The following is a 14,102-nucleotide window of genomic DNA, read 5'->3' as shown; positions in this document are numbered from 1 at the left end:
GCGGCCATTCTAGCGGATCGGTACACGATTCTATCCAACCATCTCTCCTAATTTTTGGTATAAAAAAAGTGTTGTAGATTCGTGTCGATTTATATATACTTAGCCTATTCTTTCGAGGTTTATCGGAACAAAGGAGACATTTCACCATGGATCTGCCATCAATGGATATGCTGTTGTTTTTAATCGCGGTCGGCTTCATAGCAGCCTTTGTCGATTCCGTTGTCGGAGGCGGCGGGCTTATTTCTGTGCCCGCATTGCTGCTTACAGGACTTCCTCCCAGCATGGTGCTCGGTACCAACAAGCTCGGCGGGACCTTGTCCTCGGTTACGAGCACGATCTCGTTTTTGTTCTCGGGCAAAATTAACGGCAAGCTGGTGCTCGCCTTATTTCCGCTGTCGTTTATAGGTTCGGTGCTCGGCACCTATGCGGTTCATTTGCTGCCCTCCGCTTTTCTCAAGCCGCTAGTCATCATCCTGCTTGTCGTTGTACTTATTTATACGTTGTTCAAAAAAAATTGGGGGGCCAACGCCACTCCGCGCCCGTTAACCTCTGCGGCCAAATGGGTCTGCGCCTTGTGCGCCTTCGTTCTTGGATTTTACGACGGGTTCTTCGGTCCCGGCACAGGCTCCTTCTTGTTATTTTTGTTTCTGCTGCTCGGCTTCGATTTTGTCGGCGCCTCGGCCAATGCCAAGGTGCTGAATATGGCCAGCAACATTGCGAGCCTGGCCTGCTTCTTCCTGCTCGGCTCGGTCCATCTCGGGTACGGGGTACCTATGGGACTCGCTATGATTGTAGGGGCCATTGTTGGCTCGAGGCTGGCCATCCGGCACGGCTCCCGTTATGTAAAGCCTTTGTTCATCGGCGTAACCGTCTTGCTGATCGGCAAGCAAATTTGGGATTTACTGCAGTAGAATAACGCTCTTCCTGCAACAAACAAAAAAACGGCTCCCGGTTCTCCTTTTCTACTTAAAGGACCGGCGGGCCGTTCTTGGTTTATATGACGAAATACCGTCCGATTTCATGGTTAGCTGCAGAAAACGGAGATAGTATTCAAATAATTCATCCTGACATGACGGACCTGGTTGCGGAAAAATTCCTGCAGCGGATCGGTAACAATATAAGGATCATCGACATTGCGCATGTCAGCCCACATGCACTCCACGCCTTTACCTCCCGCGTTTCCCGCAAACATGCTGCAGCCTTGGCAAAACGATTGGCGCTGGTCCTCATTGAGCTTGACGACCTTGTTGCGAAGACAGCAATAAATATTTCCATCCTGATCCTTATAGTTAACATGGTTAATGGTTTTCATAAATTCCACCCCTTCGAGACTGAAGTCTGAATGTAATATTTATTATATAAACCGATTGTTAATTGTATGAACCCATTTTATTAAGCTTTTCTAAAATTGCTTTCCATAATCCAGATAAATGGCCAGAGCCGGCAGGCTTTCAAAAAAAGCTTGAAATTGTCGAAAAAAGGAAGTAGAATGGGATTTACCTAATTAACGTTAGTTAGGTTACCGACAAAATCAAGGAGAGTGCTTCCATGACTATGATGAAGATCAAAGAGGCGGCGCTGCGCCTATTCGCCCAAAAAGGATACGAGGCTGCCCCTTTATCCGAAATTGCTAAAGAAGTGGGAATCAAGACTCCTTCTCTATATGCGCATTTCAGAAGCAAGGAGGATCTGTTCCTTGCCGTCTTCGAGGATGTCCTTCAAGAGCATCTGGGGCGAGTCGCCGCATTGGAACAACTCATTAACGGGATGGATGTTCACGAAAAGCTGTATACTATCCTCAAGGATTCGTGCCAGACCTACTTGCTAAGCGAGGACAGCGTAACCTTCCTGAAGCGCGCGATGCTGTTTCCTCCCGAGCCGCTTCAGCGGGAGCTGCAAGGACGGTTCCCTGTGTCGGAGACTGCGCTGTCTGCAGTTCTTAGAACCATCTTCGAGGAAGGCATGCAGCAGGGCGTCATCCGGAGGGTAAATACGGACGAGCTTATGGCATCTTACTATTGCTTGCTGGACGGTACCTTCATTCAGAAGCATTACTATAACCACAACGATTTTGAGCGCCGAATCCAAAGCATTTGGCGATTATATTGGCAGGGCATCATAGTCCAACATCACGAGTAAGGGAAGATTGTTCATGGCATGGGTGTATTTGATCATTGCCGGTTTATTTGAGGTCGTATGGGCCGTAAGTATTAAATATACGAACGGATTTACCAAGCTGGTGCCTTCCGCGGTAACCGTCGCCGGCATGGTGGTCAGCTTCTACTTCCTGTCCCAAGCTTTAAAGTCGCTTCCGATGGGTACCGCCTATGCAATCTGGACGGGAATCGGCGCGCTGGGTACGGTCATCATCGGAATGTTCTTCCTCGGTGAACCGAGAGATGCGATCCGCATTCTGTTCCTGCTGCTGATCATCGGCGGCATTGTCGGCTTGAAGGTCACTGCGTGATCCCTTATAGACGAAGAAGACCGGAAGTGGCTCCGGTCTTCTTCATTTACTCATAAGCCTTGGCAAATTGCGTATGATACAGCCGCGCATACAATCCGTCGAGAGCTAGCAGCTCCTCGTGGCGGCCGTTCTCAACCACCTGTCCCGCATCCATAACCACAATGCGGTCGGCCGACAAGATCGTGGACAGACGATGGGCAATGACGAGCGTCGTCCGCCCTCTCATCAGTTCATCCAGCGCAGACTGCACGTAGGCCTCCGACTCGGAGTCCAGATGCGAGGTGGCTTCGTCCAGCACCAGAATGCGCGGGTCCTTCAGAATGGCACGGGCTATCGCCAGCCGCTGCCTTTCGCCGCCCGAGAGCCGATGCCCCCGCTCCCCGACCATGGTATCATAGCCTTCCGGCAGAGACAGGATCATCTCGTGAATGTAAGCCTGCTTGCAGGCAGACTCGATCTCCTCCTGAGCGGCATCCCGCTTGGCGAACTGCAGATTATCGCGGATCGAGGCGTGGAACAGGAACGATTCCTGCGTAACAAAAGCGACCTGGCTGCGGAGCGAATGCAGCGTGACCTCCTTGATATCGAAGCCGTCAATCTCCACCGTTCCGGTGGTAGGGTCATACAGCCTGCCCAGCATACCGATCAGAGTAGATTTACCTGCCCCGCTAGGACCCACGATAGCAACGACTTCCCCCGGCAGCGCCTCGAAGGATACATCGTTCAGTGCGTACTTGCCAGGCTGATACGCGTAAGAAACGTGCCGGTACTCCACTTTCCCTTGAACGGCGGGAAGCTCGCGGGCCGTCAGCGAATCGGTCACTTCCGGTTCCATATCCTCATATTCGAAGATCCGCTGGAACACGCCCAGCGCCGTAGCTACCTCAACATGAAGGTTGAGCAGCGTGGAGACCGGACCGTACAAACGCCCCAAGTATTGGGTAAACGCCACGATACTCCCGATCGTCATTGCTCCCGTCACTACGTTCCAGCCTCCGTACATATAAATGAGAGCCGTCCCGATCGGTCCCAGTATACCGAGCATCATCCCGTACCAGCGTCCGACCAGATTCAGGCGCAGCTCCAGATCCATGACCTTCTGGTTCAGCTCGCCGAACTGCTTTTCCTGCTGCTGCTCCTGTTGAAAAATCCGGGTTAACAGGGCCCCCGATACGCCGAAAATTTCTCCAAGCTGCGACGACATTTCTCCTCTTACCCGCTGAGTCTCTCCGCGTAAGCGCTTACGAACCTCAGAAACCTTCCGAACCGGAAGAATAAATAACGGAAGAATAACTAGCGCCAGCAGAGCGAGCCGCCAATCCAATGCAAACAATATCACCACGGTCGTAACCACGATAACCGATTGCGTAACGGCGGATACGACGACCGTCGTTACCACATTCTGTACGGCGAGCACATCGCCCGTCAGACGCTGAATAATCTCCCCCGCTTTGGCATCCGTGAAGAAGCCCATGGACTGGCGCTGCAGGTTCGCGAATAAGGAACGGCGCAAATCGCGCATAACCCCTTGGCCTACCTTGGTATTCTCATGGTTTTGCCATACGCCGAGCAAGCCGCCAAGGAGCGGAAGCAGCACCATAAGTCCCACCATTTCCAGCAGCAGCATTTTGTTGCCTTGGGGAATTGCCGTATCGATAATTTCCTTCATGATGAGCGGCGGAAGCAAACCGATCATGGAGGAAACGAGAGCCAGCAGCAGAATTGCCGCCAGCTGCCAGCGATACCCCCGAAACAAGCTATAAATGCGTTTGACCGATACCTCCTTGAAGGAAGCCTTGCCCCGGCTTTGCAATAGTTGACGGTTGCCCGCTTCCCAGCGTGCCCCTTCTCCTCTCATCTCTCGCCCTCCTGACATGTCTTTATCGACACCGAATCAACAGGAAACGCCACCCGGATTGCGGCCACAATCTCCTTGGCCATAACCATGACCCGGTGAAGTGAAGTGCTTTGCAGAGTCGAATATTTTTGTCCGCCGTCTACATTAACAATGCCTGCTATAGAATAATCTCCTACGGCCGGAAGCTGCTTGCCTAGCGATTTCCCGGGCTCCATCGGTTGATTGGACACTTGGTACGACGCTACGGAGGCATGCTGGCCCAAGCAAGCGTCAATGGCGACCACCTTGCATCCCGGAGGAATATCGGCCAATCGTTCGATCATATTGCTGGCGTCTACCGGAGCTTCCAGCGTCCCCATCACATGCGGATACCCCGCTTCCGTGAGCATAGTCCCGACTAGCGGTCCCAGCGCATCTCCGGTAGACCGGTCCGTGCCGATGCATAAAAACAGGACCTCGCCGGCATCCAGCTCCGGCTCACGTATCGAAAGCAGGAATTCAGCCAGCTCCTGACCCTTCACCTTTTTACGCAGGACAGGTATGGCTTCCCCGTTTCCGTTCATGTCCTCCCCCCTCCCGTATATTTCCTAGTCTTTTTTTCATTGTATCACAGCGGAACCAACATTTGTTGTTCTGCCGCAGCCCATGATATAATGCCACCAAACGGTTGTCAAAAGGACGGGGATCTGACTAATGCCCATCATCAAGCTGCTCGCCATTCTGACATTCGCCTATTGGATTTTCATGCTGTGGGATACGCTCCAGGCTCGCAAAAGAATGCTGAGCCTTCCGCATGCGCCGCCGGATGCATACCCTTCTGCTTCCAATAGTCACCAATCGAGGCTGAATCCGGCGTTTAGCCCACAGGATTTTCCGCTGGTATCGGTCGTTATTGCCGCCAAGGAGGAAGAAGCCTCCATCGCGGAAACGGTCCGGCATCTGCTTCATCAAACTTACCCGCGACTCGAAATCATAGCGGTCAATGACCGTTCACAGGACGGGACGGGCCGCAAGCTTGAGGAGCTTCGTAAATGGTCGGAAGGCAAGGAGAGCATCCGCATTCCTCTGCAAATTATTCATGTCACGACGCTTCCCGCAGGATGGCTCGGTAAAAACCATGCCCTGTATCAAGGCTATCTTCAGGCCCGCGGTCAATATGTGCTGTTCACGGACGCAGACGTTCTGTTTCGGCCCGATACGATTGCCGATGCCGTTCATTATATGAAAGCCAACGATGTCGACCATCTGACACTGGCTCCGGACATGATCGTAAAAGGCTTCTGGCTGAAGGCATTTGTACGTTACTTCTTTTTTACGTTAAGCTTGTATATTCGCCCATGGCGCTCCAATATCGACAGCCAGCACAAGCATGGCATGGGCATCGGCGCTTTCAACCTGCTGACCCGCCAAGCCTATGAAGCGATCGGCACTCACCGCGCTTTCGCGCTCCGGCCCGACGACGATCTGGTCCTCGGCAAGCGGGTTAAACAGGCACGGCTGAGGCAGCGGCTCGCTTCCGGCCGGGAGCATATTGCCGTCGAATGGTACAAGAGTCTGGGGGAAGCGATCCGGGGACTGGAGAAAAACTTGTTTTCAGGCTTTCATTATAAGCTCGGATTAGCGTTCCTGGGGGTCGTTGGCCAGCTGGCGCTGTTCCTGTTCCCCTTTCTTGCCCTGTTCCTTGCCGGCGGATGGGCTTCGTGGCTATTCGGCGCTTCGATTCTTGTGATGCTGTTCGTTTACTTCCGGCTCGTTCATTCGTTGACGGGGACTGTCGGGAGCGAAATGCTGGTATTCCCGCTAACGGTCGGACTGCTAAGCTACATAGTAATCCGATCGGTCTGGCTCACTCTTCGCCAGGATGGAATTCATTGGAGAGGCACCTACTACTCGCTGGACGAGCTAAAAAAAATGCGCCGCTAAGTACGGTCATTTTAACAATATTTTTACACCGGACATCGTTATGATATTATAAAATAAAGAAAAGAGCGCGGGCTCCGGTTCTGCGCCGTCAATAAGGGAGAGCTGACCATGACTCATTTATCCAACAAGCAATTGATTTATGTTACGGGCGTCATGCTGCTGACTTTTGTTCTGATTGTCGCTTATCAGCACATCCATCCGTAACCATCCATCGGTCCTTATAGATTGATCACATAGCAGAAAGCCGCTTGCGTCCGTAACGCAGCGGCTTTTGCCTTTCTATCGGCGCTATAGCCCCAGCCTATCCGCCATATGCTGTACCAAGGACCGCAAAGGATCGCCTACACGGATGCCGCAGGCCCGTTCCGTATGCTCTGCTGCCTGGACCATAGATAGCTGGGCGGCCCATACTTGTCTATCGGGGTTGTCTTCCGCGAACCTTTGCAGCCCAGATGCAACCAGCTCCGTATACTTCTCCTTCCTCCCTTGCATCAGCAGCTCAAAGGAAGGCTCAATCGTTTGTGAGTGCAGATCCAGCCGCCTGCCCTGCTGCTGCGCATAGCGAATCAGACGCTCCAGCGTCCCCTGAACGGTCGCAGGATTGGTAAAGACAAGCAGTGACGGACGATCGCTGCGGCAGATCGCGTCGAACAAAGGGTCATCCAGCTTAATCACGGGGATACCGTAATTCAACCCGTCCGGCATATGGGCCGTAAAGAAGGTACAAGTGATGAGGACGGCATCGACATGGGAGGCCGCTATCCAATCCAGCGTCTCCTTGATCTTGTCCTGCGCCTTCTCCAATGTAAAATAAGGATCGGCTTTGCGCCGATCCACCCCCGGATCTACATAATGAACCAGCTCCACGCCGTATGGCGCAAGAGCCTGTTCTATGATATCAATATTCGAATAATGAGCGTGATAACAGCCAATTGTAATGGGCATTTTATCGCTCCTTCCTATTCAAATGGCATAGGATTACCGCCAACGGATGGCGCCGGGTCAGTTTCCTTCTTGGACGCAGGAGCTCCATAGGTTACTCCGCTGACCGTATTCCCTGCTACCGGGTTTCTGCCTGAGCTGCTTCCGCTTCGGATGCTGTTAGAGCTCGAGTAGCTTTTCCCATATGTATTGGTTGAGGTGGAGTCCAAGCTATCCCAAGCACCTGAGCTCGCATGATCCGTATCGTCACCTAGCTGCTGCTTCAAGGCTTCACTCGCCTTTAGCAGCTCTTCTTTCTTAACCACTACATAGGGGCTTTCCCATTCTCCCTCTAAATGAACATAGTTAATATTAGAAGGGTTCATATTAAAGTATGTACGGATCATATCACGAATTTGCGATGAAGGCACGTCCGTGTTCATGTGGTTGCCCACCGTCTCTATCATTTGCGACAGCTTCGTGATGCCTCCCGCCGACTTTACGCTTTTCAGCATTTCATTCAATACCTGCTGCTGCCTCGCATTCCGCTCGAAGTCGCTCGATTCCTGCGTATTCATATTCGACTTGCGGTACCTGACGAAATCCAGCGTCTGCTTGCCGTTCAGCTTGGAGATGCCTTTTTTCAAGTTAATATTCGTACCGTCCTCGTCGTCTACATAGCGCATATCCATGTCTACGTTGATCGTAAGTCCTCCCAGCACATCGACCGCCTGCCGAAAGCCTTCAAAATCAATGGTGATCGCATAATCGATCGGGACCCCCAGCACCTCGGAAAATACGCTTTTCGTCTTCGCAAAGGCTTCCTCTTTATTCATATTATAAAAGTAGGGATAGTAATAATTCGCTTTTCTCTCCGGAAGCCCCTTCGGGGACAGCTGCGTATCCCGCGGAATCGAAACCAACGTCGCCGACTGCGTATTCGGATTCACGCTGACCACCATGATCACATCCGAATTCAAGCTGCCTGTATCTACACGATGGTCAATTCCCATCAGCAGTAATGTAAGCGGTTTTACTTTGGCCGACTCTGCCTCGGCAACAAGCTCCGGCGTTCCTATTTTCTCAATGACTTCACTGGCGTCCTTATATAATACGGTGGCATAGATGCCAACGCTCACCACGCCTATCAATACGCAGGAGAGCGCAATCTTGACGATCCTTCTCAACATATCATCGTCCCTCATTTCCCAGAAAACCAATGCCTAAAATTATATAAGAAAAACCTTAAAATAAGCTGACAAAAAGCTTAAAATTTCGTTATTTCCCCATAAAAAGGGCTAAAGCCTGTCTTATTCCAGCCACGGATTTCATAATTTCGTCATAATTCCAGTGTATTCTGTAAAGAACTGTGTGTTTCTGTAATTTCTTATTACGACAAAAAAACAGACCAATCGCCTAAGGTAATTAGACGTGTTGGACTGTTTATTCCCATCATAGCTATGGTTCTAGAAAGGTCAGCGGACTTGCTTGGGCTGCTCCGTATTCGCGCTTACCGCTTCAATGCTTTGCATCGATTGGGTAAGCTGCTCCTGGACTTGCTTCAGCTCCTGCTCATGCTGGTGGTGATGCAGGGAAATTTGCGCGTCCAGCTGGCTTTGGGCTTGCTGTACGGCCCGCTGCGCCGTCTCCAGCTGCTGAATGGAGCTGGCCAGCTTTTGCGGATTGGATTCAAGCTGTGCATGCCGGACGGCCATTTCCGCGTCCTTTGCCACTTGAATGGCTTTTTCGGCATTATCGACGACATGGCGGAGCGGCATTTGGTGTTGGTTAACCTCTGTCAGAAGGACCACATCCTTTCGGTTCATTCTCAAACCTTAAGATGCACCGAATCCGCCTAAATCATTCCGGACTCAAGCCCGCTTCCGCTCATAAATGACAAACTCGTAATCGTACGGATTTTTTTCGTCACGAGGCCCCTTTTCTCTGGAGACGATAGTCCAGCCGGAAAGATCAAGCTCGTCCAAAAACGTATCGGCCTCAAACCGATGCGCAATTTCCGTTATATACATTTTGTCTGCATAGGGCATGAACAACCGGAACACTTCCGCTCCGCCGATCACGAATAGCTCGCCGCTCTCCGAAGCAGCTCCGTAACGTTCCAGCGCCTCCTCGACGGAATGTACGACTTCACAGCCTTCTGCTGTAAACGCACGGTCACGCGTCAAAATAACATTGCGCCGTTTCGGAAGCGGCCGCCCGATGGATTCGAACGTTTTGCGTCCCATCAGGATGGTATGGCCGCTGGTGACTCTTTTGAAGAAAGCAAGATCTGCAGGCAAATGCCATGGCAGCCTATTATCTACTCCTATACCGCGCTGCTCATCCATGGCAACAATAAACGAAATGATCATATTTCAAGCCTCGATTCCATATTGAATGGCCTTGACCGAAGGAAAGAACGCTTTCAACTATCAAGGCGTAGGACATTATCCGTATGATATCACGGGCTCCGATCTACTTTCAATTCAACCACAACCGCATCATGGTCTGCTTTCGTTGATGTTTTATAAATATAGTAATGCTTGGAGCAGTAGCCCTTGGATACGGCATTTCGGCAGCAATTCACCCATTTGCATTGTTTGGGCTCTTTCTTTGATTTTTTTCTCACCATATGCGGACTACCGGTTCTTAGCAGCCTTTGATGATGCATGGAGCATAGATTTCTCGCCTTAACCAGGCGCTGGCATCCTTCCACTATACATACCTTCATCATTATCGCGATCCCTCTTCATTGTGTGTTAGTGGCCATGATGTCCATGGAACCTGTTATTAAGCATATAGTCTTCATTATTATACGGTTTCCGGTTCATTCCTAAAAATCCGGTGAACCTTGAAGAACGAAGCGTAAAGCGATCCCTGGGCCCCGTTATCAGCCCTAGCTATCGATTTTTTCAAATGAGGTTAACTAATTAAATCACTATTCGAAAAAGCTCAGCGAATTAAGGGAATACATAGGTCTTCCAAATTTCGGAGGTTGTTTAAGCACATCTATCATTTATATACTTAACTGGTTGGACAGGGGGAAAAATCGTTTGTTAACCGTAGATAGGTTAGTTCGAATATTAAAAAAACCGATGGGAATCCTTAAAAAAGAGGGAGAGAGGCTCAGCTTTACGGAGGTTAACGAGCCCTTTTGCGCCTTATCCGGGTATACGCGAGAGGACCTTGCCAACGTGAATCCTTCGCTTTTGCTGGCTAGTGAACAATCTCACTCCGCTTTATCCCAGTTTGATACGGAAGATTTTTTGAAAACGGAGATCACCGTTTTTTCCAAGGATCGCACCAAGGTGTATCTGGAGGTAGAGCTGTACCGGTTGAACGAAGGAAATAGCGAGCTGATCATCGCCTTCGCCGACCATATCAGCAGCAAAAAGTGGATCGATCAGCAGGTAGCCAGCCATCCGATTTTTTGCTCGGGTATAATTAACCCCTCCTATATTTTGACTCGCTGTGATATGTACTATGATCCGATCGTTGAGCCCTTTAGCCGGTATGAATGTCATTCCGTCTTTGAGCTTATCGCTGAAATAGATCATCCGGTAATGAAGCAGGTGCTGGAGGAAACCAGGCAAACGAAGCAAACCAAGGAGGTTATTCTTCGGACAGCCAAAATGGCGGAGGTTGTCGAATGGAAGATGAAGGTCATCGTCCATCCTTTCTTTGACGGCTCCGGCAGCTTTCTGGAGTATGCCTTTGCTATCAGTCAGCTGGATTTGTACGAGGAAAGCAATGACCCTTCCATCCGGTTGAAGGTACTCATGGCCCAACGCAATATTTCGGCCCAATGCTTGTCCAAGGCGACCGGCATTACGATCCAGACCATTTCGAAGCTGAGAAACGGGAAGGTAGCGAAGCCCCAATTGTTAACCGCGCAGCTGATTGCAACGGAGCTCGGCGTCGGCGTATCCGATATTTGGGAGGAGACCCGGCGTTAGCCCCCCAATAAAAAATCGACCTCCGGTCTGAGGTCGATGTGTTGAGAAACCTATCATAGGGAAACATGCAAGGTGGTAGGTGGGGTATCCCCTGTAGGAGCGTTAGCGTTCGCCTTTGTTTTCGGGAAATCCCCTCTACAAAGTAAATATAATCAAAATTTCACGAAAACAACAGCGGCCGGAAGGGGATACCTCACCGGGTGCCCAAGCATATTTTCAATCTCTATAGGTTTCTCAACGGACTCATCGACCTCTAATCCGAGGTCGATTTTTTTATTTTTCCGTTATACAGAAATAGGAGCTTTAATACCGGGGTGGCTTTCGTAGCCTTCTATGACGAAATCCTCGAACTTGTAATCAAACAAGGAATCTGGCTTACGGACAATAACCAGCTTAGGTAGCGGGTAAGGCTCGCGCGACAGCTGCAGCTTCGCCTGCTCCAAATGGTTCAAGTACAAATGAACGTCGCCCCCCGTCCAAACCAGCTCGCCAGGCTCCAAATCACATTGCTGGGCTATCATATGGGTCAGCAGCGCATAGCTTGCCAGATTAAACGGAAGTCCCAAGAACGTATCGACCGATCTCATCTGAAACATGCAGGACAGCTTGCCGTCGGCTACATAAAATTGAAACGCATAATGGCAGGGCGGCAGCGCCATCTTGTCCACTTCCGCCGGATTCCAGGCAACGACCAGATGACGGCGCGAATCAGGATTGCGTTTGATCTGCTCGACCACTTGGCTGATCTGATCGATATGCCGTCCGTCCGGGGCCGGCCAGCTCCGCCATTGGGAGCCGTAGACCGGACCCAGATCCCCGTTCTCATCCGCCCACTCGTCCCATATCGTCACTTTGTTTTCTCTTAAATAACCGATGTTGGTATTTCCGCTGAGAAACCAGAGCAGCTCATGGAAAATGGAGCGAATATGCAGCTTCTTCGTGGTCAGCAGAGGAAATCCCTGCGACAAATCACAGCGCATCTGCCTGCCGAATACCGAGAGGGTGCCTGTTCCCGTCCGGTCGGTCTTTTCCACGCCATTCTCCAATATATCCTTAAGCAAGTCCAAATAGGCCTTCATATCATGTACCACCTTTTTTCCGCTTGATTCACTTTTTCAGTCTTGAATCATTATATCGGACACGGCGAAGCGTGTCTATTGCGGATGAATGCCATTGAACGTATGACGGTCGTACTTGCTCAGAGCCTCAAGGTGACAGCTGCTCAACGATAGTGCCTTGACCGAAGGAGTCTCCTAGCAGCAATCGGATTAGCTGGTCTGCGGTATATTCGGGAGTCGTCAGCATGCCCTTATCCTTTATACCGGCAAATAGATTCGCAGAGGCGAACCGGCCAGGGTCCGTTGTTCTTGCCTCTTCCTGCAAAGAGGTATCTATCATTCCCGGCCATACCGAAACGATTTGCACACCGCCCTCCTTCCCCTTTTGCTCCAGGCCGACCGCTTGCGTGAACGTATCCAGCCCCGCTTTTGCTGTAGAATAACAGCTCATTCCGGGAACCAGATATTTCGACGAGGCAGACGATAGATTCAAAATCCGTTTGTCTACGCCCATCCCGGCGGTCCGTTCTATAAATAGAGAGATCAAAATCATCGGAGCAAGCAGATTTACCTGCATATGATAAGTGATTTCCTGCGCGCTGCACTGTTCGATGGAAGCGAGAGGGCCAACTACGGCGGCATTGTTAATGAGGTACACCGACTCGGCATCGGCAGGATCAATGAATTCGAAAATTTCGTCCATCAATCCATCCAGCTCCCCAGACCTGCTCAGATCAAACGGAAAATAGCGAAGGTTCCCCTGCCTGGAAGCCAGTACTGGATTAACGGATCTGGAAACACATAGAACGCAATGCCCGGGGGCTAGAAGACGACCAGCTAATGCCTCGCCAATTCCTTTCGAGGTGCCGGTAATAATGAAGTATTTCAATTCCACTCCTCCAATTTAGGATAAAGTATTAGTACCAAGTACTAATTTTACCTTATACCTAATGCTGGAAATTGTCAAACGGGCGGATTTTTGCTGCTGTATAGTCCCCTCACGAAATGTAAGGTATAATGAAAGCCGTACACAGAAAGATAACGGGAGTGGATAGACATGTATAAAATGCTGGCGATCGATATCGACGATACGCTCATTAACGATGCAAAGGAAATTACGGAGGGAACCAAGCAAGCTTTGGCCGAAGCGATTGCTCACGGGGTTACGGTTACTTTGGCTACCGGGCGCATGTACGCATCGGCGAAGCAATTGGCAGCCCAATTGGAGCTTAACGTACCCCTCATTACGTATAACGGCTCGCTCGTTAAAAATTCCGGAGACGGCCGGATTTTGTACGAGCAATGCGTGCCTCAGGAAGCAGCATCCGTTATTTTCGATTATTGCAAGCGGAACGGGCTGCATCTGCAAACCTACTATGATGATGTGTTGTACGTAAAGGAAGATAACGATAAAATCAAGGCCTACTCCGAGCTGTCCAAAATCCCGTACACGGTTTATCCCAACTTTGCGGAGCTGGTACACAAGCCCTCATCCAAATTATTGATTATCGACGATCCGGCCAGGCTCGACGAAGTAGCCGCCGAGCTGCGCAGCCTGATTGAAGGCCAGGTTCATATAACGAAATCTAAGCCGCATTTTCTGGAAATCATTCACCATCAAGGTACGAAAGGGGACGCGCTGCGATACTTGGCACAGCAATTCGGCTATGACATGTCGCAAACGATCGCAATCGGTGACGGCTGGAACGATCGGGAAATGCTTGAGGCCGCAGGACTTGGCGTGGCTATGGGCAATGCGGTAGCCGGACTTAAGGAAATCGCCGATTACGTTACGCTCAGCAATAACGAGGACGGCGTGAAGCACGTCGTCGATAAGTTCATCCTTCAGACGGTGTAATGGAAGGGGAAAACGTCCTTAAATCGGACGTGAGTCTGCAGAAAAACAGTAATGCTTGAAA

At 50.6% G+C, this 14,102-nt stretch carries 15 protein-coding genes; 6 read left to right on the top strand and 9 right to left on the bottom strand.

Annotation, left to right across the window (positions count from 1 at the left end):
- Nucleotides 1–146 precede the first annotated feature (146 nt).
- Complete coding sequence (locus GGC63_RS29530; protein ID WP_192705334.1) at nucleotides 147–911, top strand: sulfite exporter TauE/SafE family protein; 765 nt, start codon at nucleotides 147–149, stop codon at nucleotides 909–911.
- A gap of 113 nt (nucleotides 912–1,024) precedes the next feature.
- Here the strand turns inward: GGC63_RS29530 and GGC63_RS29525 are convergent, their stop codons facing one another.
- On the bottom strand, nucleotides 1,025–1,312 hold the full coding sequence (locus GGC63_RS29525) for a hypothetical protein (RefSeq protein ID WP_192705333.1): 288 nt from the start codon (nucleotides 1,310–1,312) through the stop codon (nucleotides 1,025–1,027).
- Between the two features lie 236 nt (nucleotides 1,313–1,548).
- Here GGC63_RS29525 and GGC63_RS29520 point away from each other — a divergent pair, with 236 nt between their 5' ends.
- Nucleotides 1,549–2,139, top strand: a complete 591-nt coding sequence (locus tag GGC63_RS29520; protein ID WP_192705332.1) for a TetR/AcrR family transcriptional regulator — start codon at nucleotides 1,549–1,551, stop codon at nucleotides 2,137–2,139.
- A 13-nt stretch (nucleotides 2,140–2,152) separates the two neighbouring features.
- Complete coding sequence (gene sugE, locus GGC63_RS29515) at nucleotides 2,153–2,467, top strand: quaternary ammonium compound efflux SMR transporter SugE (protein WP_192705331.1); 315 nt, start codon at nucleotides 2,153–2,155, stop codon at nucleotides 2,465–2,467.
- A gap of 46 nt (nucleotides 2,468–2,513) precedes the next feature.
- Here the strand turns inward: sugE and GGC63_RS29510 are convergent, their stop codons facing one another.
- Nucleotides 2,514–4,325 carry an ABC transporter ATP-binding protein gene (locus tag GGC63_RS29510; protein ID WP_192705330.1) on the bottom strand — a complete coding sequence of 604 codons (1,812 nt, stop codon included), beginning with the start codon at nucleotides 4,323–4,325 and terminating at the stop codon, nucleotides 2,514–2,516.
- The gene (gene yyaC, locus GGC63_RS29505) at nucleotides 4,322–4,888 is read right to left on the bottom strand and encodes a spore protease YyaC (RefSeq protein ID WP_192705329.1); all 567 of its coding nucleotides are present in this window, start codon (nucleotides 4,886–4,888) and stop codon (nucleotides 4,322–4,324) included. Before yyaC ends, GGC63_RS29510 begins: the two co-directional genes overlap by 4 nt.
- Before the next feature lie 130 nt (nucleotides 4,889–5,018).
- Here yyaC and GGC63_RS29500 point away from each other — a divergent pair, with 130 nt between their 5' ends.
- Nucleotides 5,019–6,248 carry a glycosyltransferase gene (locus tag GGC63_RS29500; protein WP_192705328.1) on the top strand — a complete coding sequence of 410 codons (1,230 nt, stop codon included), beginning with the start codon at nucleotides 5,019–5,021 and terminating at the stop codon, nucleotides 6,246–6,248.
- Between the two features lie 288 nt (nucleotides 6,249–6,536).
- Here the strand turns inward: GGC63_RS29500 and GGC63_RS29495 are convergent, their stop codons facing one another.
- The 4 genes from GGC63_RS29495 to GGC63_RS29480 form a co-directional block, all read right to left on the bottom strand.
- Nucleotides 6,537–7,193, bottom strand: a complete 657-nt coding sequence (locus tag GGC63_RS29495) for a hypothetical protein (protein ID WP_192705327.1) — start codon at nucleotides 7,191–7,193, stop codon at nucleotides 6,537–6,539.
- A 14-nt stretch (nucleotides 7,194–7,207) separates the two neighbouring features.
- A complete protein-coding gene (locus GGC63_RS29490) occupies nucleotides 7,208–8,359 on the bottom strand; it encodes an LCP family protein (protein ID WP_192705326.1) in 1,152 nt (383 codons plus the stop codon).
- Nucleotides 8,360–8,644: 285 nt separating this feature from the next.
- Nucleotides 8,645–8,995, bottom strand: coding sequence for a hypothetical protein (locus GGC63_RS29485; protein ID WP_225948590.1), 351 nt, complete (start codon nucleotides 8,993–8,995; stop codon nucleotides 8,645–8,647).
- Between the two features lie 45 nt (nucleotides 8,996–9,040).
- On the bottom strand, nucleotides 9,041–9,541 hold the full coding sequence (locus GGC63_RS29480) for a dihydrofolate reductase (RefSeq protein ID WP_192705325.1): 501 nt from the start codon (nucleotides 9,539–9,541) through the stop codon (nucleotides 9,041–9,043).
- 681 nt (nucleotides 9,542–10,222) lie between these two features.
- Between GGC63_RS29480 and GGC63_RS29475 the strand changes: the two genes are divergently transcribed.
- Nucleotides 10,223–11,125: a helix-turn-helix domain-containing protein gene (locus GGC63_RS29475; protein WP_192705324.1), complete on the top strand. Its 903-nt coding sequence runs from the start codon at nucleotides 10,223–10,225 to the stop codon at nucleotides 11,123–11,125.
- 284 nt (nucleotides 11,126–11,409) lie between these two features.
- Here the strand turns inward: GGC63_RS29475 and thyA are convergent, their stop codons facing one another.
- Nucleotides 11,410–12,204, bottom strand: a complete 795-nt coding sequence (thyA, locus tag GGC63_RS29470) for a thymidylate synthase (RefSeq protein ID WP_192705323.1) — start codon at nucleotides 12,202–12,204, stop codon at nucleotides 11,410–11,412.
- A 127-nt stretch (nucleotides 12,205–12,331) separates the two neighbouring features.
- A complete protein-coding gene (locus tag GGC63_RS29465; protein ID WP_192705322.1) occupies nucleotides 12,332–13,072 on the bottom strand; it encodes an SDR family NAD(P)-dependent oxidoreductase in 741 nt (246 codons plus the stop codon).
- A gap of 168 nt (nucleotides 13,073–13,240) precedes the next feature.
- Between GGC63_RS29465 and GGC63_RS29460 the strand changes: the two genes are divergently transcribed.
- Nucleotides 13,241–14,041: a Cof-type HAD-IIB family hydrolase gene (locus GGC63_RS29460; protein WP_192705321.1), complete on the top strand. Its 801-nt coding sequence runs from the start codon at nucleotides 13,241–13,243 to the stop codon at nucleotides 14,039–14,041.
- The last annotated feature ends 61 nt before the right edge of the window (nucleotides 14,042–14,102 follow it).

It is taken from the genome of Paenibacillus sp. OAS669, from assembly GCF_014873645.1.
GTDB lineage: Bacteria > Bacillota > Bacilli > Paenibacillales > NBRC-103111 > Paenibacillus_S > Paenibacillus_S vulneris.
This window is presented reverse-complemented; position numbering and strand designations above follow the sequence as displayed.

Coding starts and splice junctions, on each gene's coding strand:
- GGC63_RS29530 (WP_192705334.1), top strand. CDS start 147: ATGGATCTGCCATCAATGGATATGCTGTTGTTTTTAATCGCGGTCGGC.
- GGC63_RS29525 (WP_192705333.1), bottom strand. CDS start 1,312: ATGAAAACCATTAACCATGTTAACTATAAGGATCAGGATGGAAATATT.
- GGC63_RS29520 (WP_192705332.1), top strand. CDS start 1,549: ATGACTATGATGAAGATCAAAGAGGCGGCGCTGCGCCTATTCGCCCAA.
- sugE (WP_192705331.1), top strand. CDS start 2,153: ATGGCATGGGTGTATTTGATCATTGCCGGTTTATTTGAGGTCGTATGG.
- GGC63_RS29510 (WP_192705330.1), bottom strand. CDS start 4,325: ATGAGAGGAGAAGGGGCACGCTGGGAAGCGGGCAACCGTCAACTATTG.
- yyaC (WP_192705329.1), bottom strand. CDS start 4,888: ATGAACGGAAACGGGGAAGCCATACCTGTCCTGCGTAAAAAGGTGAAG.
- GGC63_RS29500 (WP_192705328.1), top strand. CDS start 5,019: ATGCCCATCATCAAGCTGCTCGCCATTCTGACATTCGCCTATTGGATT.
- GGC63_RS29495 (WP_192705327.1), bottom strand. CDS start 7,193: ATGCCCATTACAATTGGCTGTTATCACGCTCATTATTCGAATATTGAT.
- GGC63_RS29490 (WP_192705326.1), bottom strand. CDS start 8,359: ATGTTGAGAAGGATCGTCAAGATTGCGCTCTCCTGCGTATTGATAGGC.
- GGC63_RS29485 (WP_225948590.1), bottom strand. CDS start 8,995: ATGAACCGAAAGGATGTGGTCCTTCTGACAGAGGTTAACCAACACCAA.
- GGC63_RS29480 (WP_192705325.1), bottom strand. CDS start 9,541: ATGATCATTTCGTTTATTGTTGCCATGGATGAGCAGCGCGGTATAGGA.
- thyA (WP_192705323.1), bottom strand. CDS start 12,204: ATGAAGGCCTATTTGGACTTGCTTAAGGATATATTGGAGAATGGCGTG.
- GGC63_RS29460 (WP_192705321.1), top strand. CDS start 13,241: ATGTATAAAATGCTGGCGATCGATATCGACGATACGCTCATTAACGAT.